We start from the raw sequence: 24,405 nt of genomic DNA, 5'->3' as shown, positions 1-24,405 counted from the left end.
ACGGGCTTGGCAATTATGTTATGGATCCCCAGACCGATCAGCCGTTCATGGTGCCGGCGGATTATGATATGAAAGCTTCGATCGAACACTTCAAGAAAGTCAGGGAGGACTATGACGCGTCCTCTCTCAGTTTTCGGAACAGCCTCTATAGCGTTGTTTATGAGACCTTCAGGCAGAGTGGCGTGGGTGATCTTCAGCGCTCTTATAACGGTGCTTCGCACACGACAGGTGACGGCTTCGTTCCCAGTTTCACAAATGCTGCGTCTTTCAACTTCGGATTGATTTCAACCGTATTGGGGCTGACCGAAACGGAAATTATTGGTGGAGGAGGTCTCTATAACTTATACAAGTCCTTCCGCCCCGGTGGTCAAAATATCAAGACTGAAGGCGAGTTGTGGAACAATGAGCCCAATGTCATTTCAATAAAAACCGGGATGTCGATTATTCATCCGGATCGTGACGGGCAACCACTGATTGATCAAGGTGGACCGGCGTGGACCCCGCCAGCAAGCCTGCTGAACATCGAAATCAACCCCGATCCTCAGGCGAGCCACCAAATACAACTTGAGAATCAGCGAACACGAGATGCGGCCAACGGTTACATCGTCAACAGCGCGACGAACAAGATCTTCGCCCTCGACGGGATTCTCAACAAAACCGATTTCACCTCCACCCAAATGGCCAGCCTGGCCTCGGGCGGTATTCGTCCGGGTGAAATGCAACTGGACCCCAACGCGCGCCCCAACACCTACCTGTCGCAGTTCTACCCGACCCCGAGCGCGACCAAGCCGGATTTCAGCCTGCGCAGCGCGGTCACTCTGAATGGTTTGTCGGCAATGTCGACATTCAACACCTACGTTGACCCACTGTTGCTGGACCTGACCGGCAATGGCGTGCACATGACCGACATCCGCGACGGTGTGCTGTTTGATACCGACCACAGTGGCACGCTCAAGCGCAGCGGCTGGGCGGATCGCACCACCGGCATACTGGTGATTGAGGATGGCAGTGGCCAGATCAAAGACGTCAGTCAGATGTTCTCCGAGTATTACGGTGGCAAGGTCGGCGTCAACGGCGCGGCGGGCGAGACAAAGTTCAAGGACGGTTTCGCGGCATTGGCCAGTGAAGACGCGAACAAGGACGGCATGATCGATCAGCGTGATCCGATCTGGAGCAAATTGCGCGTCTGGGTTGACGGCACGCATGACGCCAAAGTCGATGGCGGTGAACTCAAGACGCTGGCCGAGCTGGGAATCACCCAGATCAATGTACGTGCGGTGGCGTCCCCTCAAGCTGAGATGCGTGACGGTAACAAGGTGCTCGCCACTGGTTCGTTCACGATGAATGGCAAGAGCCAGGAAGCATTGGCGGTGGATTTTCTGGGGGATCCGGTCAGCAACATCGTGACCAGCCAAGGCACCGGCACGCGCGTGACCTCGACTACCAGCGGCGCCAACACCCGCACCACCAGCGCTTACGCCAGCCAGAGCACCACGGGTGAAACTCTGGATGCGGCCAAACTGGGGGTGAACAATCTGTACGGCGGTAGCGGCAATGACACATTGATTGCTGCGCCGGATGGTAGCTGGCTTGTCGGCGGTGCTGGCAGCAACGCCTACATCGGCGGTCTGGGCGATGACGTTTTTGTCATCAGCGCTTCGGACGATACAAGAAACATTCGTGGCAATGGCGGCCGTGATACAGCCATTATCGTCGGCACCCAAGACGTCTTCCTGAACATGGCCAGCGCCGGCCTCACCATCGCCGAAGGTGGCGGCGGTAACGACGTCATCATGAGCGGTGGCACCGGCAGCGCTTTCATTAAGGGCGGCTCAGGCAACTCGACGCTGGTCGGTGGCTCGGGCAACGACGTGCTGGTCGGTGGCAGCGGCCACAACACCATCATCGGCGGCAGCGGCAAAGCGGTGATTTATGCCGGGCCTCAGGGCGACACCATTTATGCTTCCGAAGGCGGCAGCATCATCCATGCCGGTGGCGGCGCCGATAAAATCTTCGGCGGTGCCGGTAACGACATCATCGAAGTCGGCCATGGCAACGCGACCATTGATGGTGACGGCGGGATCAATCTGGTCACGCTGCACGGCACTCACGGCGACTACCGCATCACTCGCACCGCGACCGGTTATGAAGTGGCCGACAAGGTCGCCGGGCGTGACGGCACGGTGACGCTGAGCAACATCCAGAAGCTCAACTTCTCGGACATTTCTGCTGTTGACCTGCTGACCCCCAATGCGATGCCAGTGGCCGATGTGCTCACGCTCGACAAGGCCGGCAAGGCGTTTGATCGCACCCAGACACATCTGATCAGCGCCGAAAGCCTGTTGGCCAATGATCAACGTCTGAACAGCCAAGGCGCGCTGCACATTGCCAATGTCGGTGACGCGGTCGGCGGTACGGTCAGCCTCACCGCCCAGGACGATGTGCTGTTTACCCCGGACGCGCGTTACACCGGACTGATCAGCTTCAAGTACGGCGTGGCCGATGCGGCGGGTAATCTGTCGGCGTCGGTGGTGGACCTCGGCAGCGGCCAGACCGCACCGATGCGTGCCGGTGTGACCCTGCTGACTCCCGAAGTGCCGCTTGATCCCTTGGCCGCTCAGGAATGGTATTTGAGCGACACCCATGTGCTGCCGGTCTGGAAGGACTACACCGGCAAAGGCGTGCGCATTGGTCAATTCGAGCCGGGCGGCGAGTTCGCTACCGCGCCGGAAATTTTTGATGTCGCGCATCCTGACCTGGCGCCGAATATCGATCAGGCCTGGTTGCAAACGCAGAAGACCAACGGCACCTTGCCGGGGCTGATGTCCAACCACGCGACGATGGTCGCGGGGGTGATGGTCGGCGCGAAGAACGGCATCGGCGGCGTGGGCGTGGCCTACGACGCGAAACTCGGTGGTTACTACCTTGCGGGCAAGGGCGATGATCTGACGGGACTCGGCCACATGGTCAGTTTCGACATCGCCAACAACAGCTGGGGTTTCACCAATGACTTCGCCCTCAGCAGTTATCAGGACGGCCACTTCACCACCGCCACCGCGCTGAGCATGAATGCGCAGTACGCGGCGAGCAACGGTCGCGGCGGCCTGGGTACGATCATCGTTGCAGCGGGCGGCAACAGCCGTGCTACCGGTGGCAATGCCCAGGGTTCGCTGACCAACAACAATCGCTTCTCAGTGGAAGTCGGCGCGATCAACGCACAGGGCGATCTGTCGACCTTGCAGATAGGCTCTTCGCCATTTTCCAACCCGGGCGCCAGCCTGTTGGTATCAGCACCGGGCAGCAATGTCGTGTCCACCAGCCACATGCTGGAAACCGAACGCGGCTCCACGTTCGGCAACGATTACACCAGCATGCAAGGCACCAGTTTTGCTGCGCCGATCGTTTCCGGCATCGTTGCGTTGATGCTCGAAGCCAACCCGAACCTGGGTTATCGCGATGTGCAGCAGATCCTCGCGTTGTCAGCGCGCCAGATCAACGACCCGGCCACCCAATGGAGCGACAACGCCGCCCATGGCTGGAACGGCGGCGGCATGCACACCAGCAATGACTATGGTTTTGGTGAAGTCGATGCGCGGGCCGCGGTGCGTTTGTCCGAGGCCTGGATGACCCAGAGCACCGGCGCCAACGAATACGTCTACAGCGCCTCCAGCGGTGCATTGGGCAAACCGTTGGCAGCGGGCGCGACGCTGACGTCCTCGATTGCGATGAATGCCGGGATGAATGTCGAGCACGTCGAGATCGACTTTGATGCTCAGGTTGGCCGCCTCGGCGATCTGACCCTCAAGCTGATTTCCCCCGATGGCACGCAAAGTGTGTTGCTCAACCGTCAGGGCAAAGTCCCGGATGGCATGCCGGGTGCCAGCGCTAGCGATGTCGGCAGCACGCAGTCCGGCTCGTTCAAGTACACCTTCATGTCGACCCATGACTTCGGTGAACGCTCGGCGGGCAACTGGACCCTGCAAGTGACCGATTCGGCGTCCGGTCTGCCGGTTACCCTCAATAGCTGGTCGCTGCGTTTGTACGGCAGTAAGGCGACGGCGGACGACACCTATTTCTACACCGATGAATACCTCAAGTCGGTAGTTGGCCATGCCAATCGCGCGGTGCTGGATGACGCGGTCAACGGTGTCGCAGGTGGGCGCAATACCCTGAATGCGGCGGCTGTTTCCGGGGACACCTCGGTCAACCTGCTGACCGGTGTTGCCAGCATTGGCGGCGCGGCGCTGACGGTGAAAAACCCGTCGGCCATTCAGAATATTGTCAGCGGCGATGGCAATGACACGCTGGTCGCTGGCAATGCCGACGCCTTGCTCGATGGCGGACGTGGCAACAACGTGCTGACCGGCGGTGCGGGCAAGGACTTCTTTGTGGTGCATCGTCGCGATGCGGGCAACGATACCCTCAACAACTTCGAAGCTGCGCGCGGTGAAGTCGTCGATCTGGTGGGGTTTGCCGGGAAGAAATTCGCTGATCTGCAACTGACGCAACAGGGCGCGGACGTCAAGGTTGACCTGGGCAAGGGCCAGGTCATCGTTCTGAAAAACCAGGCACTCGCCGGCATCACTGCAGCGAACTTCAAGTTTCAGGACAGCTTTGTCGCGCCGACGGCTTACATCAACAGCGATGCTTCGGCGGTCAAGCCGCAAGAGGGTTTGGGCACCGTGGTACTCAACGGTGGCGGTAAAGGCGTGATGTACAGCAGCGACGCTCAGGGTAAAACCGTGGCCTCACTGAACGGTACGATTTACAGCCACGACAGCGCGACCTCGGACGTGTTCGTGGTGGCGGCCCAGTCCGGCGTCAAGGATTACAACAACGCCTTGCGTGGGTTCCGTCACGGTATCGACAAGATCGATTTGCGCCAGACTGGCGTCACCGACTTCAGTCAGTTGATCATCGAGCACAAGAACCGCGCGACATTCAATGGCCTGACCCAGATTCACGGTGTGTATGTGACACGCATCGGTGCCCAGGGCAGCGATGCAAACACCAATCTGCTGTATCTGGATGCGCTTGATGTGGCGCAGATCAGTGCGACGGATTTCCTCTTTGCCGACCCTGCGCCTGCCGTGGTGCCAACGGTTGGACCGGTGCCGCCGGTCACCGATCAGCCTCCGCTCACGGTACCTGAAACGCTGACGCCGATTGTCGAGCGTCCTGGCGTCGACAAACCTTCGTTGGTCGCGCCGCTGCCTCCCATTGATCCAGTGCTGCGACCTTCGGTCACGATTCCGGACTTCAAGCTGCCGGAGACCAAGACGATTGAGCAGATCCTGGCAGAACGCGGTATCGACCTGAATCCGAAAGTGCCGGAACACAAAACCTTTGAACAAATCATGGCCGAGCGTGAGGCGAACCGGGGTGGGACGACGCTCCCTGACCACAAAACCATCGAGCAGATTCTGGCCGAGCGCGCTGTTGGTTCCCTGGTCCCATCGAAAGTACCGGACATCGGCCCGGTCGGTCGGGATGTGCTGGGGCCTGCGTCGATTGATATTCCGAGTCCACGGCCGATTATCATCCCGGATGTCCCGACGATCGATATCGCCCATCGTGACCTTGATATCCCGACTCGCCGACCGGTCATCGTTCCAGACGTTGTGAGTGCACAAGATCCGCGCCTGAAAATCGACGATACCTGGGGCGTAGGGCAAACCGCGGACACTACGTTCGCGTCAATCCGGGACAGGATCCGCGGCGGTTCAACACCTTCTACAACGAACCCTCTGCCGGCGGCCACCGACCCGAACGTCATGACGGTCCAGGGCTTCTTCGCCGATGTCACGATTGGCGACGAAAGCAAGACCATCAACGTCGAAGCCTCGAATGCCAAAGTGCATGCCGGCAACGGTGACAATAAGGTTAACGTGACGGGCCGCCGGGGCAATATCACTTTGGGCAATGGCAATAACGTTGTGATCGGTGACGTCGACAAGCTCACCGTCGGCCATGGCAACAACACCATTACCGATTCAGGGTCTTTCGCCACGGTGAAACTGGGCGATGGCAACAACAAGGTGGTGGTCAGCGGCAACATGCCGACGGTTGAAGTCGGGCACGGGGTCAATGACATCGAGTTCAGCAACGGGGGAGGCGATCTGGTGTTCGGCAAGGACATCAGCCCCGATCAATTGTGGTTCCAGCACAAAGGGCAGGACCTGCAGATATCGGTGATCGGTAGCAAGCAGGAAGTCACGCTGCATAACTGGTATGCCGACAAGCCGGAGCGGCCTCGGGACATCATGGCCGGAGACCGCCATCGGTTGATGGATCGTGATGTGGAGCAACTGGTCCAGGCCATGGCGGCGTTCGCGCCGGCGGCGCCAGCGACCATGACCTTCGGCGGGGCCGAGCAGCAGGCGTTGCAGCCTGTGCTGGCGGCGAACTGGATGTAAGTAACGGCAGTTGACGCGAAAAAAGGCCCGCGATGTTTGTCACGGGCCGACGAGGGCGGTGCAATGCCGCCCTCGTCTTATGCTCGTCTTATGCTCGTCTTATGCTCGTCTGAAGCGCAACGTGCAGGTTTGCTTTTAAAGAATGGTTTTTTAGGTGGGGACATTCATTTCGGGTAAAGCAAACGCATCAGGCGTTTGTCTTTCTTGCTGATCCTGCGATTGATTGGCACTTCCCAATTACCCAGTGTCAACGTATTAGCCACTGGGTGGTGCATGATCGACCTTTTGTCGTAAGAAGTATAAATCGCCTCCAGCGTGTCGAAAGGAGTAAACAGGTTTCTGTCGATTTCCTCCGGCGTCAGTGGATTCATTTCGCGGTTCTGATAGAACTCATAGACCTTTGGTTTATCCCACGGGATTTTCGCCTGCGGGTGCTGGTGTTCATGCATAGCGCCAAGGGCGTGACCGAACTCATGAGTCACGATGACTTCAAAGTCTGGATGATCCGGTTTTACGCCCAGGTCCATGGTTCTGTCGTCAGGGTGAATCAACAACGCGTCGGTGCCGAGCATCGAACTGTTGGAGTTGTTGGTAGTGGCGATGCGTATGTCGCCCACGAGGTCGTCAACGAACTCGAACTTCAGGTTGATATACGGCAACCATTGACTGGCTGCCTTTATGATTTTGTCTTTGTGATCTGCTTCGGGTGCGTCCATGAAGGCAATCTTCAGGGTGCGGCCGTTTGCCCATAGTTTTGAATAATTTAATATCGAGCGTTTACGCCGAGTGCCAGTAGATGTGCCGATGTTGGCCGGGTTTTCATTGGTGGCCACCGTGTAAGCCTCTTGATCGTCGGGCCATTGTATAAGTTGGCAATCTGTTAGTTCGTGCATGATGGACTTCATCCTTGAAGTTGAGAGTAAGCAGTTGTTCAGGCACTGCAAGTTATTCAGCTCTATATTAGCGCTTGGCTGAAAGGCAAGTGCAATACAACGTTATATGGACTGTGACGTCATGTTTTTATGTCCCGTGCAGGTACGAGCCCGACACCACGGCCACGCGTCGCTTGAAATCCTTGGATTGGCGACGACACGCTCAGGCAGATTAGATTAAAGCTGTGGCGGTGTGTCGGTGTCTTGCTGGGCGTTTATTTTTTATAGGGTGCGGGAGTTTGATGCTGCAAGTGGCCGTGCCAGATTGACTGGCACGGCCTCATCAATTACTGCTTGCGAGTAATAAATGCGCGAATACGCTCGGCGGCTTCCACGCATTCCGCCAATGGCGCGACAAGTGCCATGCGCACACGGCCCGCACCCGGATTGACACCGTCCACGTCGCGAGACAAGTACGAGCCCGGCACCACCGTCACGTGCTCTTCGGCGAAAAGATCACGGCAGAACGCTGCATCATCACCTTGCACATTCGGCCACAGGTAAAAGCTGCCATCCGGGCGCTGCACATCCATCACTGGGGCAAGAATCTCCAGCACGGCATCGAATTTCTCGCGATACAGCGCACGGTTGGCGCGTACGTGTACTTCGTCGTTCCACGCGGCGACGCTGGCCAGTTGGGTTTGAACCGGCATTGCGCAGCCGTGGTAGGTGCGATACAGCAGGAAGCCTTTGAGAATGTCGGCGTCGCCGGCGACGAAACCGGAACGCAGGCCTGGCAGGTTGGAGCGCTTGGACAGGCTGTGGAACACCACGCAGCGTTTGAAATCCTTGCGGCCCAGTTCGACGCAAGCGGTCAGCAGGCCTGGCGGCGGCGTTTGCTCGTCAAAGTACAACTCGCTGTAGCACTCGTCGGCGGCGATCACGAAATCGTATTCATCGGCCAGGGCAATCAACTTTTTCAGCGTCTCGACCGGGATCAGTGCGCCGGTCGGGTTGCCCGGCGAGCACAGGAACAGGATCTGGCAGCGTTTCCAGATGTCCGGCGACACCGCATCGAAATCAGGGTTGAAGCCGTTCTCATCCAGGCACGGCAGGTAATGTGGCTTGGCCCCGGCGAGGAACGCGGCGCCTTCGTAGATCTGATAGAACGGGTTCGGGCTGACCACTAGCGCGTCGTCGCCACGGTTGACCACGGTCTGGGTGAAGGCAAACAACGCCTCACGCGTACCGTTGACCGGCAGCACGTTGCGAGCCGGGTCGATCCAGCCGCTCGGCACGCCGAAGCGACGTTCACACCAGCCAGCGATGGCTTCACGCAGGGCTGGAATACCGAGGGTCGTCGGGTACACCGCCATCTGATCCAGACTGTTCGCCAGTGCTTCGGCGACAAAGCTTGGCGAACGATGTTTCGGCTCGCCGATCGACAGGGCGATCGGGCGCTTGTCAGGGTTCGCTGTGACCGTGCCAAGCAGGGCGCGGAGCTTTTCGAACGGGTAGGGCTGGAGCTGGTTCAGAGCGTTGTTCATTGGTACAGGGTCTCATTGCAAAGCAGATTAATCCGGGCACGCACTCAGATGCTGATGCGCGAAAGCTTGATATCGGGTTCCTGATTGACGCTCAGCTGCTCAACGATCGCGTCCTGCAAACGGCTGCACAGCAAGGGATCGGACAGTGGCTGGTTGTGTGCGTCGGTGATGAAGAACACGTCTTCCACCCGCTCGCCCAACGTTGCAATCTTGGCGTTTTGCAGCGACAGGTCGAATTCCAGGAATATACCGCCGATTCGCGCCAGCAGGCCCGGACGGTCAGGTGCGGTGAGTTCCAGTACGGTCACCGGTCGCTGGGCGTCGTTGTGGATTGTCACTTGCGGCGCAAAGGCAAAATGCTTGAGCTGACGCGGCACCCGGCGCTGGATGATCGTCGGGTAGTCGTCCGGATTGCGCAGGGCTTCGGTCAGACCTTCGCGGATCTGTTTGATCCGGGCCGGATTGTCGCCGATGGACTCGCCTTCGTTGTCGAGCACGATGTAGGTGTCGAGGGTGAACTGGCTGCTGGACGTGATGACCCGGGCGTCGTGAATGTTCAGGTTGAGCTGGTCCATCGCCGCCACGGTCACGGCGAAGAAGTCGTGCTGGTCCGGCGCGTAAATAAAGATCTGCGTGCCGCCCTCGAACTCGCGCTGGGTGGTTTCCTTGATCAGCACCAGCGGCCCGCCGTCCAGCGGCTGCTGCAGAATCGCATCGCTGTGCCAGGCCACGTCGCCAGCAGTGTGGCGCAGGAAATAGTCATCGCCCAACTGCGCCCACAACTGCTCGACATCGTCCGGGTCGGTGCCGCCGCGCACCAGAATATCCAGTGCAGCGCTTTGGGTCTGGCGGATCTGTTCTTCGCGATCCACCGGGTTTTCCAGGCCGCGACGCAGGGCGCGCTTGGTCTCGGTGTAGAGCTGGCGCAACAGGCTGGCGCGCCAGGAGTTCCACAGTGTCGGGTTGGTCGCGTTGATGTCGGCGACGGTCAGCACGTACAGATAGTCCAGACGGGTTTCATCGCCCACCGCCTGAGCAAAGTCGTGGATCACCTGCGGGTCGGACAAGTCCTTGCGCTGGGCGGTCGTTGACATCACCAGATGGTTTTGCACCAGCCACACAATCAGGCGGCTATCCCACACCGGCAACTGATGACGCTGGCAGAACGCCTCGGCATCGACCGCGCCGATCTCCGAGTGATCGCCATGCCGGCCCTTGCCGATATCGTGGTACAGGCCGGCGAGGTAGATCAGTTCGGGCTTCGGTAGTTTGCCCATGAGCTTGCTGGCCAGCGGGAATTTTTCCGACACCTGGGTGTACTGCAACTTACGCAGGTGTTTGATCAGGTTCAGGGTGTGTGCATCGACCGTGTAAATGTGGAAAAGGTCGTGCTGCATCTGCCCGATGATGAAGCCGAACTCCGGCAGGTAGCGCCCAAGGATGCCGTAGCGGTTCATCCGTCGCAGGTTGCGGTGGATGCCGATTTTGCACTTGAACAGCTCGATAAACAGGCTGGTGTTGCGGATGTCGTTGCGAAAGTTGTCGTCGATCAGGTGCCGGTGCTCGCGCAGCAGGCGAATGGTGTCAGCGCGTACGCCTTTGATTTCCGGCTGCTGGGCCATCAGCACGAAGATCTCCAGCATGGCGAACGGCGTGCGGCGAAACACGTTGTCGTTGCGTGCTTCGATATAGCCGTCATGCAACTGGAATCGCGAATTGATCGGCTGTGGCGGCGCTTCGTCTTCCGGGGCGAGGATGACCTCCTCGAAGTGCTGGATGATCAGATCGCTGAGCTGGGCGATGCTCATCACTACGCGGAAGTACTGCTGCATGAAATTTTCGACGGCCTGCTTGGCGTCGTCGCCTTCAAAGCCGAGCAGCCCGGCAATGCTGCGCTGATGGTCGAACAGCAGGCGATCTTCGGAGCGGCCGGCGAGCATGTGCAGGGCATAGCGCACTTTCCAGAGGAATTCCTGGGAGGAGGCGAGCAGGGCGTTTTCGCTCTCGACCAGAAAGCCTTCGCCGGCGAGTGCGCGCAGGTTGAGGGTGCCGTACTGGCGTCGGGCAACCCACAGAATTGTCTGGATATCCCGCAGTCCGCCGGGCGAACCTTTGACGTTGGGTTCCAGGTTGTATTCGGTGTCGTTGTACTTGTGGTGACGAGCTTTCTGTTCGGCGCGTTTGGCCAGGAAGAACTCCTTGGCCGGCCACATGTGGGCGGTACTGGTGACGTCGAGCATGCGCTGACGCAGGCGCTCGGGGCCGCAGATGGTGCGGCTTTCCATGAGGTTGGTGACCACGGTCAGGTCAGCGCGTGCTTCTTCGGCGCATTCATCCACCGAGCGAACGCTCTGACCGACTTCCAGGCCGATATCCCACAGCAAGGTGAGAAAGCGCTCGATGGAATCGCGGAAAACTTCGTGATCGGCGCTGTCCAGCAGGATCAGCAAGTCGATGTCCGAGTAGGGGTGCAACTCACCCCGGCCGTAGCCGCCGACCGCGACCAAGGCGATGTCCGCGTCATCGCTCCAGTTGAACTGCTCCCAGGCCTTTTGCAGGATGTTGTCGACGAACCAGGCGCGGTCTTCGATCAGCCGGCGGATATCGCGGCCGCTGCGAAAACGTGCGTCGAGCACTTCGCGAGCCTGGCGGATCGCCTTCTTGAACGCGGCGATAGGGCTCGCTTTGAGGGCCAGTTCAGCCTGGAACTGGCCGCGGTCGAAGAGTTCGGGATCCACCTGCGGCATCGATTGGCTTTCCTTCTATATAAGGCTGGGAGCGTTATGTGGATCAGGCCGAGATGCGCGGGATGGTGTCGTCGGCGCGCAGGGTGAAGATCTCGTAGCCGGTGTCGGTCACCAGCAAGGTGTGTTCCCACTGGGCCGAGAGCTTGCGATCCTTGGTGATCGCGGTCCAGCCATCGCCCAATACCTTGGTGTCGGCCTTGCCCTGATTGATCATCGGCTCGATGGTGAAGGTCATGCCGGCTTTCAGTTCCATGCCGGTGCCGGCGCGGCCGTAGTGGAGGATCTGCGGCTCTTCGTGAAACACCTTGCCGATGCCGTGGCCGCAGAATTCGCGAACCACCGAAAAGCCGTTCTTTTCCGCGTGTTTCTGGATGACTTCACCGATGTCACCCAGGCGGCAACCCGGTTTGACGATCTCGATCGCCTTGTACATGCATTCCTGGGTGATCTGCGACAGACGCTCGGCCCACACCGGTACTTCGCCGACATGGAACATGCGGCTGGTGTCGCCGTGGTAACCGTCCTTGATGACGGTGACGTCGATGTTCAGGGTGTCGCCGTTTTTCAGCGGCTTGTCATTCGGGATGCCGTGGCAGACAACGTGGTTGATCGAGGTGCAGATCGACTTCGGGTAGCCTTTGTAGTTGAGCGGGGCAGGGATGGCCTGCTGCACGTCAACGATGTAGTCGTGACAGATCTGGTTCAGTTGATCAGTGGTAACGCCTGGCTTTACATGTTCGGCAATCATTTCCAGCACATCGGCGGCCAGTTTGCCGGCGACACGCATGCCAGCGATGTCCTCGGGAGTTTTGAGGTTGACGGTCATACAGGCTCTCTCTGCGCTCGGCGGCGCTTGCTGATACGGATAGGGTTGCAGCGGTGCGTTTTGCGACCCTGAAAAACGCGATTCTACCAGACGAAAGGAGCAAATCCGCGCCTGCGTGCATCGCTTCTCTCTATACAATGGTGCCCGCGGCGCCGATTCCAAGGGGGCTGCGCCCATGTCCTTGGTGTGATTACAGATTTCGGGTTCCGTTTCTGCACACCCTGTGGTATAAAATGCGCCGCTTTCCGGGGATACCCCGAAAGGCTTAAATCCACACACGTGTCGACACGATGACCTGGGTGCTTTTGGCTTAATGCCACTGGTTGGTCATTGGGATACGTGGAGGCCAAACCCGACTTATTAAGGAACTATCATGTCCCAAGTCAATATGCGCGATATGCTGAAGGCCGGTGTGCACTTCGGTCACCAAACCCGTTACTGGAATCCGAAAATGGGTAAGTACATTTTCGGCGCGCGTAACAAGATTCACATCATCAACCTTGAAAAAACCCTGCCAATGTTCAACGAAGCTCTGACTTTCGTAGAGCGTCTGGCCCAGGGCAAAAACAAGATTCTGTTCGTCGGCACCAAGCGTTCCGCTGGCAAGATCGTTGCTGAAGAAGCAGCACGTTGCGGTTCGCCGTACGTCGATCACCGCTGGTTGGGCGGCATGCTGACCAACTTCAAAACCATTCGTGCTTCCATCAAGCGTCTGCGTGACCTTGAAGTTCAAGCCGAAGACGGTACTTTCGCCAAGCTGACCAAGAAAGAAGCGCTGATGCGCACTCGTGATCTTGAGAAGCTGGATCGTTCGCTGGGCGGCATCAAGGACATGGGCGGTCTGCCAGACGCACTGTTCGTGATCGACGTTGACCACGAGCGCATCGCGATCACCGAAGCCAACAAGCTGGGCATCCCGGTCATCGGCGTTGTCGATACCAACAGCAGCCCGGAAGGCGTTGACTACATCATCCCAGGCAACGATGACGCAATCCGCGCTATCCAGCTGTACATGGGTTCGATGGCTGACGCTGTTATCCGTGGTCGCAACAATGTTGGTGGCGGCACTGTAGAATTCGCAGCTGAAGAAACTCAGGCTGCAGCTGAGTAATTGACGCCCTGGCGTTGACTCAGTAAGCAAAAAGGGGGCTTGGCCCCCTTTTTGCCACCTCGAAAACCATTGTCGGCAGCGCAGCTACAGCACCTGTAACGTGCAGCGGCTACAAGGGTGGCTCGGGAAGAATTGAACGCCCGTTCGATCGGGTGGAATGGTTGAAAACCTATCCAAGAGGAATTTGAAAATGGCAGCAATTACTGCAGCGTTGGTTAAAGAACTGCGCGAGCGTACCGGCGAAGGCATGATGGATTGCAAGAAAGCCCTGGAAAAGGCTGACGGCGACATCGAAAAAGCCATTGATGACATGCGTGCTTCGGGCGCGATCAAGGCTGCCAAGAAAGCTGGTAACGTTGCCGCTGAAGGCGCAATCGCCATCAAATCGAACGACAAGGCAGCCGTGCTGCTGGAAGTCAACTCGCAGACCGACTTCCTGGCCCTGCAAGACGACTTCAAGAACTTCGTTGCTGCCAGCGTAGAAAAAGCCTTCGACGAAAAACTGACCGACGCAGCTCCGCTGATCGCCGCTCAGGAATCGGCTCGTGAAGCTCTGGTTGCTAAAGTTGGCGAGAACGTCAACATCCGCCGTCTGGTACGCGTAGAGGGTGACGTTGTCGGCACTTACCTGCACGGTAACAAGATCGGTGTTGCTGTCGTCCTGAAAGGCGGTGACGTCGAGCTGGCCAAAGACATCGCGATGCACGTAGCTGCAAGCAACCCTGAGTTCCTGCTGCCTTCGCAAGTTTCCGATGAAGCGATCGAGCGTGAAAAAGCTGTGTTCCTGCAGCTGAACGAAGAAAAAATCAAAGGCAAGCCAGAAAACATTGTTGAGAACATGGTCAAAGGCCGTATCAGCAAGTTCCTGGCAGAAGCGAGCCTGGTTGAGCAGGCGTTCGTCAAGAACCCTGAAATCAAGGTTGGCGAGCTGGCCAAGAAAGCGGGTGCTGAAATCGTTTCCTTCACCTACTTCAAAGTAGGCGAAGGCATCGAGAAGCCGGTCGACAACTTCGCTGAAGAAGTTGCTGCCCAGCTGGCTGCCGCCAAGCAATAAGACGGTTTTTCAACTGTCGCCCGAAAGAGGCTGCCCGCTCACGCGCGCAGCCTCTTTTCAGATGGGATTACCAATTTTTATTGGTTTCCACTTGGAACTGGCTTACAAAGCCATGTTCCGATGGCGCTGAAGCAGCGCCAAGCTAGAGTGAACGCCAGCTGTAAAGCAGCTCGCAAAGAATTTTAAATACGCCGCAGGAGAGATTCGCAATGGCTCAGCAGGGCAGTGGTTATCAGGCTCGCTATAAACGCATTCTACTCAAGCTTAGCGGCGAGGCCCTGATGGGCTCGGAAGAGTTCGGGATCGATCCAAAAGTGCTGGATCGGATGGCGCTGGAAGTCGGCCAACTGGTCGGCATCGGCGTACAGGTCGGTCTGGTGATCGGCGGCGGCAACCTGTTCCGCGGCGAAGCCCTGAGCAAGGCCGGCATGGATCGGGTAACAGGCGACCACATGGGCATGCTGGCCACTGTGATGAATGCTCTGGCCATGCGTGACGCGCTGGAGCGTGCCAATATCTCGGCCATCGTGATGTCGGCCATTTCCATGGTAGGCGTGACTGATCACTATGATCGCCGCAAAGCCATGCGCCACCTGAACTCCAAAGACGTCGTGATTTTCGCGGCCGGTACTGGCAATCCGTTCTTCACCACGGATTCGGCAGCTTGCCTGCGTGCAATCGAAATCGATGCCGACGTCGTGCTCAAGGCGACCAAGGTCGATGGCGTCTACACCGCAGACCCGTTCAAAGACCCGCATGCCGAGAAGTTCGATCATCTGACTTATGATGAAGTACTGGATCGCAAGTTGGGCGTGATGGATCTGACCGCTATTTGCCTGTGCCGCGACCACAAGATGCCGCTGCGCGTATTCAACATGAACAAGCCCGGTGCCCTGCTGAACATCGTACATGGCGGCGCTGAAGGCACCCTGATCGAGGAAGGTCAACAATGATCAACGAAATCAAGAAAGACGCTCAAGAGCGCATGCAGAAATCCCTCGAATCCCTGGCCCACGCATTTGGTCAGATTCGTACCGGTAAAGCCCACCCAAGCATTCTGGGGAGTGTGATGGTGCCGTACTACGGCGCAGATACCTCTATCACTCAAGTGGCTAACATCACTGTAAAAGACTCGCGCACCCTGCAAGTCGTGGCGTTCGAGCGCAATATGCTTGCGGCTGTCGACAAGGCAATCCAGAGCGCTGGTCTGAACCTCAATCCGACCAACCTGGGCGAGTTGCTGCTGATCTCCATGCCAGCCTTGACCGAGGAAACTCGTAAAGGGTTTACCAAGCAAGCTCGTAGCGCAGCAGAAGATGCTCGCGTAGCGGTACGTAACATCCGTCGCGATGCGCTGGGCGAGCTGAAGAAACTGGTCAAGGACAAGGAAATCAGCGAAGACGAAGAGCGTCGTGCAGCGACTGATATCCAGAAGCTTACCGATAAGGCAGAGGCCGATATCGATGCGGCTACCAAGCAAAAAGAAGCGGATCTGATGGCCGTATAAGGTTCGAGTTTTAAATGGACAAGACCAAGCAGACTGCGCCGTCCGCGGTGCCGCGCCATGTCGCGATCATCATGGATGGCAACAATCGCTGGGCGAAAAAACGCTTTATGCCGGGTGTCGCCGGGCATAAAGCGGGCGTCGATGCTGTGCGGGCCGTTATTGAGGTTTGCGCCGAGGCCAAGGTCGAGGTGTTGACCCTGTTCGCCTTTTCCAGTGAAAACTGGCAGCGTCCGGCCGATGAGGTCAGTGCCTTGATGGACCTGTTCTTCAAGGCCTTGCGTCGTGAGGCCAAGCGCCTCAACGACAACAACATCAGCCTGCGCATCATTGGCGATCGCTCGCGATTTCATCCGGAGCTGCAGGCCGCGATGCGTGAAGCTGAGGCCATGACCGTCGGTGCCAACCGATTTGTCCTGCAAATCGCTGCCAATTACGGCGGGCAATGGGATATAGCCCAGGCTGCCCAGCGCCTGGCGCGTGAGGTTCAGGCCGGCCATCTGCGCCCGGAGGACATTACTCCGGACTTGCTGCAGACCTGTCTGGCCACTGGCGATCTGCCGTTGCCTGATCTGTGTATCCGCACTGGGGGGGAGCACCGCATCAGCAATTTCCTGCTGTGGCAGCTGGCTTATGCCGAGTTGTACTTCTCCGACCTGTTCTGGCCGGACTTCAAACACGAAGCCATGCGCACTGCGCTGGCCGATTTCGCTTCGCGTCAACGTCGCTTCGGTAAAACGAGCGAACAGATCGAAGCTGGAGCCCGGGGTTAATGCTTAAACAACGAATCATCACCGCGCTGATCCTGCTACCGATTGCCTTGGGCGGGTTTTTCCTGCTCGAAGGTTCCGGTTTCGCGCTGTTCATCGGTCTGGTCGTGAGTCTGGGTGCCTGGGAATGGGCGCGTCTGGCGGGCTTTGCCGCGCAATCGTTCCGCGTCGGCTTTGCCGCCGTGGTGGCCCTGATGCTGTTCGTCATGTACATCCTGCCCGGGCTCGCGCCTTGGGTGCTCGGCGCCGCCGTGCTCTGGTGGGCAGTGGCGACTTATCTGGTGCTGACTTATCCGCGTTCGGCCGAGCACTGGTCCAGCGCAGCGACCAAACTGGTGATCGGTCTGTTGATCCTGCTGCCGGCCTGGCAAGGCCTGGTGCAGATCAAACAGTATCCGCTGGGTAACTGGCTGATCATGGCGGTGATGGTGCTGGTCTGGGGTGCTGACATTGGTGCCTACTTCTCCGGTCGTGCATTCGGCAAGCGTAAATTGGCGCCTCAAGTCAGCCCGGGTAAAAGCTGGGAAGGCGTTTACGGTGGCCTGGCGCTTAGCCTGGTTATTACCGCGATTGTCGGCCTGGTGCGCGACTGGACGGTGGCCGAGTTGCTCAAGGGCTTGATTGGTGCTGCACTGATCGTATTCATTTCCGTCGTGGGCGACCTGACTGAAAGCATGTTCAAGCGCCAGTCCGGGATCAAGGACAGCAGTAATCTGCTGCCGGGCCATGGCGGCGTGCTTGATCGCATCGACAGCCTGACTGCAGCTATTCCGGTCTTTGCCGTATTGTTGTGGATGGCTGCACCGTGAGTCGCCCGCAACAGATTACCGTTCTGGGGGCGACCGGCTCGATCGGTCTGAGTACCCTGGATGTCATTGCCCGTCACCCTGAGCGTTATCAGGTTTTCGCCTTGAGCGGCTTCACTCGCCTGAGTGAGCTGCTGGCCTTGTGTGTGCGTCACGTCCCGCAATTTGCTGTGGTGCCGGAAGTCGCTGCCGCTCGCGGTTTGCAGGATGACTTGCGCGCAGCCGGTTTGCCGACCCGCGTGCTGGTGGGTGAGGAGGGCTTGTGTCAGGTAGCCTCCGCTCCAGAAGTAGACGCAGTCATGGCGGCGATTGTTGGTGCGGCGGGTCTGCGTCCGACTTTGGCTGCCGTCGAGGCGGGCAAGAAGATTCTCCTGGCTAATAAAGAAGCGCTGGTGATGTCCGGCGCCTTGTTCATGCAAGCTGTGCGCAAGAGCGGTTCGGTATTGCTGCCGATCGACAGTGAGCACAACGCGATATTCCAGTGCATGCCACAGGATTTTGCCCGCGGGCTGAGTTCGGTAGGGGTGCGAAGGATTTTGCTTACAGCCTCTGGTGGCCCCTTCCGGCAAACGCTGATGGCTGAATTGGCGCATGTTTCACCTGACCAGGCCTGTGCACACCCGAACTGGTCCATGGGGCGAAAAATCTCGGTCGACTCGGCGAGCATGATGAATAAAGGTCTCGAGTTGATCGAGGCTTGCTGGCTGTTTGATGCGAAGCCTTCGCAGGTCGAAGTGGTGATTCATCCGCAAAGCGTCATCCACTCGCTGGTCGATTATGTGGATGGCTCGGTGCTGGCGCAGTTGGGTAATCCTGATATGCGTACACCGATTGCCAACGCACTGGCCTGGCCGGAGCGTATCGATTCCGGCGTGGCGCCGCTGGACCTGTTTGCAATCGCGCGTCTGGACTTCGAGGCGCCGGATGAAGAGCGCTTCCCATGTCTGCGTCTGGCAAGGCAAGCTGCTGAGGCGGGTAACAGCGCGCCAGCGATGCTCAATGCGGCCAACGAAGTCGCAGTGGCGGCGTTTCTCGACGGCCGGGTCCGTTACCTGGAAATCGCGAGTATCATCGAGGAGGTCTTGAACCTCGAAGCAGTCGTTGCGCTGGACAATCTCGATGCCGTGTTCACGGCAGACGCCAAGGCGCGAGTTCTGGCGGAGCAATGGCTGAAGCGTCACAGTCGATAGATTTCGCAACACAATGGTTACAAGCGGTACTGAACAGGATTGCGGAGAAAGTAGATGAGCGCGCTCTATATGATTGCCGGCACCCTGATCGCTTTGGGTGTGCTGGTCACCTTTCACGAATTCGGCCACTTCTGGGTCGCGCGTCGCTGTGGCGTAAAGGTTCTGCGCTTTTCCGTAGGCTTCGGTATGCCGCTGCTGCGCTGGCACGACAAACAAGGCACTGAATTCGTCGTTGCCGCGATCCCTCTGGGTGGCTACGTCAAGATGCTTGATGAGCGCGAAGGCGAGGTGCCGGTCGATCAACTGGATCAGTCGTTCAATCGCAAGTCCGTTCGTCAGCGTATCGCCATTGTTGCCGCCGGCCCAATTGCCAACTTCCTGTTGGCCTTGGTGTTCTTCTGGGTGCTGGCCATGCTCGGTAGCGAGCAGGTGCGCCCGGTCATTGGTGCAGTCGAGTCCGGCAGCATCGCCGCCAAAGCCGGTTTGGGTGCGGGTCAGGAGATCGTCGCGATCGATGGCGAGCCGACTACTGGTTGGGCCGCCGTCAATTTGCAACTGGTTCGTCGTCTTGGTGAAAGTGGCTCCTTGCAGTTATTGGTGCGTGAGCAAGGCTCTACCGCGGATTCGCCGCGTGAACTGGTGCTGGATCACTGGCTGAAGGGTGCTGATGAGCCAGATCCGATCCGCTCTCTGGGTATTCGTCCATGGCGCCCGGCCTTGCCGCCGGTGCTTGCCGAGCTTGATCCAAAAGGCCCGGCTCAGGCTGCCGGGCTGAAGACCGGTGATCGTTTGCTGTCTCTTGACGGTCAGGCGCTTAACGACTGGCAGCAAGTGGTTGATACCGTTCGTACGCGTCCTGATACCAAAATCGTGCTGCGTGTCGAGCGCGATGGTGCTTCAATCGACGTCCCTGTCACCCTGGCGGCGCGCGGTGAAAGCGAGGCGCCAAGCGGTTATCTGGGGGCGGGTGTCAAAGCTGTCGACTGGCCGCCGGAAATGATCCGCGAAGTCAGTTATGGGCCATTGGCCGCGATTGGCGAGGGTGCCCGACGCACTTGGACCATGAGCATTCTGACGCTCGATTCACTGAAGAAAATGCTGTTCGGCGAGCTCTCGGTAAAAAACTTGAGTGGACCGATAACCATTGCTAAAGTGGCGGGCGCTTCTGCCCAGTCGGGTGTCGCTGATTTCCTGAATTTCCTTGCTTATCTGAGTATTAGCCTGGGGGTTCTGAATTTGCTGCCCATTCCTGTACTGGATGGGGGGCATTTGTTGTTTTATCTGATCGAGTGGGCGCGTGGTCGTCCCTTGTCGGATCGGGTGCAAGGTTGGGGGATACAGATCGGTATCAGTTTGGTGGTCGGGGTGATGTTGCTTGCTCTGGTCAACGATCTGGGTCGTCTGTAACGCTTCGCTGAATTGCGAATCTGCCGCATTTTGCGGCAGTTTGTTTATTGCCAGTTGGAATAAGAAAGGACTTCATGAAACGTCTGCTGCTAACTGCGGTTCTCACCGTATTGATGATCGCCGAAGTTCACGCCGAGTCCTTCACTATCTCTGATATTCGCGTCAATGGCCTCCAGCGGGTCTCCGCGGGTAGCGTCTTTGGTGCCTTGCCGTTGAACGTCGGCGAGCAGGCGGATGATCGTCGCCTGGTGGAATCCACTCGTGCGTTGTTCAAAACCGGTTTCTTTCAAGATATCCAGCTGGGCCGCGAAGGCAACGTACTGGTAATCACGGTTGTCGAGCGTCCGTCGGTCGCCAGTATCGAGATCGAAGGCAACAAAGCGATCTCCACTGAAGACCTGATGAAAGGCCTCAAGCAATCCGGTCTGGCTGAAGGCGAGATCTTCCAGCGTGCCACCCTCGAAGGCGTGCGTAACGAGCTGCAACGTCAGTACGTCGCGCAAGGTCGCTACTCGGCTACCGTAGATACCGAAGTGGTATCGCAGCCGCGTAACCGCGTTGGTCTGAAAGTGAAGATCAACGAAGGCACCGTTGCGGCCATTCAGCACATCAACGTGGTGGGCAACACGGTTTTCCCCGAGGACGACCTGACCGACCTGTTCGAGCTGAAAACCACCAACTGGCTGTCGTTCTTCAAGAACGATGACAAATATGCCCGTGAAAAGCTTTCCGGTGACTTGGAGCGTCTTCGTTCCTACTACCTGGATCGCGGCTATATCAACATGGATATCGCTTCGACCCAGGTGTCCATCACCCCTGACAAGAAGCACGTGTACATCACCGTCAACGTCACCGAGGGCGAGAAGTACACTGTCCGTGACGTCAAACTCAGCGGTGATCTGAAAGTCCCTGAAGACCAGGTCAAATCCTTGCTGCTGGTTCAGAAAGGCCAGGTCTTCTCGCGCAAGCTGATGACCACCACCTCGGAACTGATCACCCGTCGTCTGGGTAACGAGGGTTACACCTTCGCCAACGTCAACGGCGTACCTCAGCCGCACGATGATGACCACACCGTGGACATCCTGTTTGCTGTCGACCCGGGCAAGCGTGCCTACGTCAATCGCATCAACTTCCGTGGCAACACCAAGTCCGAAGACGAAGTGCTGCGTCGCGAAATGCGTCAGATGGAAGGTGGCTGGGCTTCAACCTACCTGATCGACCAGTCCAAGACCCGTCTTGAGCGTCTGGGCTTCTTTAAAGAAGTCAACGTCGAAACCCCGGCTGTTCCGGGCGTTGATGACCAGGTTGATGTGAACTACAGCGTAGAAGAGCAGGCGTCCGGTTCGATTACCGCCAGCGTCGGTTTCGCCCAGAGCGCCGGTTTGATCCTCGGTGGTTCGATCACCCAGAACAACTTCCTCGGTACCGGTAACCGCGTCAGCGTCGGCCTGACCCGAAGCGAATACCAGAGCCGCTACAACTTCGGCTACGTTGACCCGTACTGGACCGCCGATGGCGTGAGCCTGGGTTACAACGCGTTCTATCGCACCACCGACTACAAAGACCTCGACGTCGACGTAGCAAGCTACGCGGTAGACAGCTTGGGTGCAGGCGTGAACGTTGGCTATCCGATCAGTGAGACTTCGCGTCTGACCTTCGGTCTGTCCGCTCAGCAGGACAAGATCAAGACCGGTCAGTACACCGTTGACGAGATCTTTGACTTCGTTAACAAGGAAGGCGACAACTACCTGAACTTCAAGGCATCGGCCGGCTGGTCCGAGTCGACCCTGAACAAAGGTGTATTGCCGACTCGTGGTCGTTCCCAGAGCCTGACCCTGGAATCCACTATTCCGGGTAGCGATCTGTCGTTCTTCAAACTGGATTACCGCGGTCAGTTGTTCCAGCCGATCACTGAAAACTACACCCTGCGTCTGCACACCGAACTGGGTTATGGCGACGGTTACGGTTCGACTGACGGCTTGCCGTTCTATGAAAACTACTATGCTGGTGGTTTCAACTCGGTGCGTGGCTTCAAGGACAGCACCCTCGGCCCGCGCAGTACGCCGAGCCGTGGTACCAACCCGGGTACGCTGGCTGACCCGGACCAGGATCCACTGCCGTTCGGTGGTAACGTCCTGATCCAGGGTGGTGTCGAGGTTCTGTTCCCGCTGCCGTTCGTGAAAGATCAGCGTTCCCTGCGTACGTCGGTATTCTGGGATGTGGGTAACGTATTTGATTCGCAGTGCAAGGACACCACCAACGCCAATGGCTCGTCGTCGAACACCAAGTGCAACGACATCAGCCTGAGCAACATGGCCAGTTCGGTCGGTGTTGGCGTGACCTGGGTCACCGCGCTGGGTCCTCTGAGCTTCGCGTTGGCCATGCCGATCAAGAAACCGGATGAAGCTGAAACTCAAGTGTTCCAATTCTCCCTCGGCCAGACGTTCTAAGCGTCTGACCCAAGATAACGACAATGGATTTTGTAGGAGTGCATCGTGCGTAAGTTGACTCAATTGGTTCTCCTGGCCTCCGTACTGGTGGCAGGCCCGGCATTTGCCGACATGAAAATTGCCGTTCTGAACTATCAGATGGCTCTGCTGGAGTCCGATGCGGCCAAGAAGTACGCTGTGGATGCCGAGAAGAAGTTCGGTCCTCAACTGACCAAACTGAAGACTCTGGAAAGCAGCGCCAAGGGTATTCAGGATCGTCTGATGGCGGGTGGCGACAAGATGCAACAAGGTGAGCGTGAGCGTCTGGAGCTGGAATTCAAGCAAAAGGCCCGTGACTTCCAGTTCCAGTCCAAGGAACTGAACGAAGCCAAAGCTGTTGCCGACCGCGAAATGCTCAAGCAACTGAAGCCGAAACTGGATGGCGCAGTGGAAGAAGTCATCAAGAAAGGTGGTTTTGACCTGGTGTTCGAGCGTGGCGCAGTGATTGATGTCAAACCTCAGTACGACATCACGCGCCAGGTTATCGAGCGCATGAATCAGCTGAAGTAACCCATGACCGTAAATATCAAACTCGGCCAGTTGGCCGAGTTCCTCGGCGCCACCCTGCGTGGCGACCCGGAGAAGCAAATAACTGGGCTAGCCACTTTGCAAGAGGCTGGCCCAGCTCAGTTGAGCTTTCTGGCAAATCCCCAATATCGCAAATACCTGGCAGGCTCGCAGGCAGCAGCGCTGCTGCTCAAAGAGGCCGATGCCGAAGGATTTGCCGGTAATGCGCTGGTGGTGCCGGATCCTTATCTGGCTTACGCACGCCTTTCGCACCTGTTCGATCCCAAACCCAAAGCCACTGCCGGTATCCACCCGACAGCGGTGATCGCGGCTGACGCTGTGGTTGACTCCACCGCCAGCATCGGTCCCTTCGTGGTGATCGAGGCCGGTGCGCGGATCGGCGCACAGGTGACCCTGGGCGCCCATTGCGTCATTGGTGCTCGCAGCGAAATCGGTGAAGGCGGCTGGCTCGCGCCGCGCGTGACGCTGTATCACGACGTGCGCATCGGCAAGCGTGTGGTTATCCAGTCCGGTGCCGTACTCGGTGGCGAAGGCTTCGGCTTTGCCAACGAAAAAGGTATCTGGCAGAAAATCGCGCAGATCGGTGGTGTTGCCATCGGCGACGACGTGGAGATTGGCGTGAACACCGCCATCGACCGCGGCGCGTTGGCCGATACCGTGATCGGCAATGGTGTGAAGCTCGACAACCAGATCCAGATTGCCCACAACGTCCAGGTCGGTGATCACACCGCGATGGCCGCGTGCGTAGGGATCTCCGGCAGCACCAAAATCGGCAAGCACTGCATGCTGGCCGGTGGTGTCGGTCTGGTCGGGCACATTGATATTTGCGACAACGTTTTCCTGACCGGGATGACCATGGTGACCCACTCGATTACCGAGCCGGGCGCCTATTCCTCCGGCACAGCCATGCAACCGGCTGCCGAATGGCGTAAAAGCGCGGCACGCATCCGGCAGCTCGATGACATCGCGCGACGTTTGAAACAGCTGGAAAAGCGAGTAGGGGAAGTGACCCCTGACGGCAATGCTTCATCAGATGGCTGATACCATTTCCATATCAAGTGTGCACAGCCTCTAGACTGCCTCCTTGATTTGCTAGAGGAGTGCGCGTCAGTCGCGCTCCCAATCTTTACATAGGCTT

At 58.1% G+C, this 24,405-nt stretch carries 16 protein-coding genes; 12 read left to right on the top strand and 4 right to left on the bottom strand.

Going from position 1 to position 24,405, the window contains the following annotated elements; genetic code table 11:
* Positions 1-434 precede the first annotated feature (434 nt).
* Positions 435-6,416, top strand: a complete 5,982-nt coding sequence (locus tag CKW18_RS14240; RefSeq protein WP_256586969.1) for a S8 family serine peptidase — start codon at positions 435-437, stop codon at positions 6,414-6,416.
* Positions 6,417-6,580: 164 nt separating this feature from the next.
* On the opposite strand, the gene CKW18_RS14235 is transcribed toward CKW18_RS14240, so the two are convergent.
* The 4 genes from CKW18_RS14235 to map form a co-directional block, all read right to left on the bottom strand.
* On the bottom strand, positions 6,581-7,309 hold the full coding sequence (locus CKW18_RS14235) for a peptidase M12 (RefSeq protein WP_095189370.1): 729 nt from the start codon (positions 7,307-7,309) through the stop codon (positions 6,581-6,583).
* A gap of 326 nt (positions 7,310-7,635) precedes the next feature.
* Positions 7,636-8,835, bottom strand: coding sequence for a succinyldiaminopimelate transaminase (gene dapC, locus CKW18_RS14230; RefSeq protein ID WP_095189369.1), 1,200 nt, complete (start codon positions 8,833-8,835; stop codon positions 7,636-7,638).
* A gap of 44 nt (positions 8,836-8,879) precedes the next feature.
* On the bottom strand, positions 8,880-11,582 hold the full coding sequence (locus CKW18_RS14225; protein ID WP_095189368.1) for a [protein-PII] uridylyltransferase: 2,703 nt from the start codon (positions 11,580-11,582) through the stop codon (positions 8,880-8,882).
* Between the two features lie 43 nt (positions 11,583-11,625).
* Complete coding sequence (map, locus tag CKW18_RS14220) at positions 11,626-12,408, bottom strand: type I methionyl aminopeptidase (protein WP_042557873.1); 783 nt, start codon at positions 12,406-12,408, stop codon at positions 11,626-11,628.
* A gap of 373 nt (positions 12,409-12,781) precedes the next feature.
* On the opposite strand from map, the gene rpsB reads away from it, so the two are divergent.
* From rpsB to lpxD, 11 genes are all read left to right on the top strand, one after another.
* Positions 12,782-13,519, top strand: coding sequence for a 30S ribosomal protein S2 (gene rpsB, locus CKW18_RS14215; RefSeq protein WP_095189367.1), 738 nt, complete (start codon positions 12,782-12,784; stop codon positions 13,517-13,519).
* Positions 13,520-13,709: 190 nt separating this feature from the next.
* A complete protein-coding gene (tsf, locus tag CKW18_RS14210) occupies positions 13,710-14,573 on the top strand; it encodes a translation elongation factor Ts (RefSeq protein ID WP_095189366.1) in 864 nt (287 codons plus the stop codon).
* A 209-nt stretch (positions 14,574-14,782) separates the two neighbouring features.
* The gene (pyrH, locus tag CKW18_RS14205) at positions 14,783-15,526 is read left to right on the top strand and encodes a UMP kinase (RefSeq protein ID WP_003222124.1); all 744 of its coding nucleotides are present in this window, start codon (positions 14,783-14,785) and stop codon (positions 15,524-15,526) included.
* Positions 15,523-16,080: a ribosome recycling factor gene (frr, locus tag CKW18_RS14200; protein WP_095189365.1), complete on the top strand. Its 558-nt coding sequence runs from the start codon at positions 15,523-15,525 to the stop codon at positions 16,078-16,080. Before pyrH ends, frr begins: the two co-directional genes overlap by 4 nt.
* Positions 16,081-16,094: 14 nt before the next feature.
* Entirely contained in the window at positions 16,095-16,850 is a 756-nt protein-coding gene (gene uppS / locus CKW18_RS14195; RefSeq protein ID WP_095189364.1) for a polyprenyl diphosphate synthase, read from the top strand.
* Entirely contained in the window at positions 16,850-17,656 is an 807-nt protein-coding gene (locus tag CKW18_RS14190; RefSeq protein ID WP_095189363.1) for a phosphatidate cytidylyltransferase, read from the top strand. The genes uppS and CKW18_RS14190 overlap by 1 nt, the downstream gene beginning before the upstream one ends.
* Entirely contained in the window at positions 17,653-18,843 is a 1,191-nt protein-coding gene (gene ispC, locus CKW18_RS14185; RefSeq protein WP_095189362.1) for a 1-deoxy-D-xylulose-5-phosphate reductoisomerase, read from the top strand. Before CKW18_RS14190 ends, ispC begins: the two co-directional genes overlap by 4 nt.
* Positions 18,844-18,897: 54 nt before the next feature.
* Positions 18,898-20,250 (top strand): sigma E protease regulator RseP, encoded by a 1,353-nt coding sequence (gene rseP, locus CKW18_RS14180; protein ID WP_095189361.1) that lies wholly within the window; start codon positions 18,898-18,900, stop codon positions 20,248-20,250.
* A 74-nt stretch (positions 20,251-20,324) separates the two neighbouring features.
* Positions 20,325-22,700 (top strand): outer membrane protein assembly factor BamA, encoded by a 2,376-nt coding sequence (gene bamA, locus CKW18_RS14175; RefSeq protein WP_095189360.1) that lies wholly within the window; start codon positions 20,325-20,327, stop codon positions 22,698-22,700.
* Between the two features lie 45 nt (positions 22,701-22,745).
* A complete protein-coding gene (locus tag CKW18_RS14170) occupies positions 22,746-23,249 on the top strand; it encodes an OmpH family outer membrane protein (protein ID WP_042557882.1) in 504 nt (167 codons plus the stop codon).
* 3 nt (positions 23,250-23,252) lie between these two features.
* Entirely contained in the window at positions 23,253-24,308 is a 1,056-nt protein-coding gene (gene lpxD, locus CKW18_RS14165) for a UDP-3-O-(3-hydroxymyristoyl)glucosamine N-acyltransferase (RefSeq protein WP_095189359.1), read from the top strand.
* Positions 24,309-24,405: the final 97 nt, after the last annotated feature.

The sequence above is a fragment of the Pseudomonas sp. Irchel 3E19 genome, assembly GCF_900187585.1.
GTDB lineage: Bacteria > Pseudomonadota > Gammaproteobacteria > Pseudomonadales > Pseudomonadaceae > Aquipseudomonas > Aquipseudomonas baetica.
This window is presented reverse-complemented; position numbering and strand designations above follow the sequence as displayed.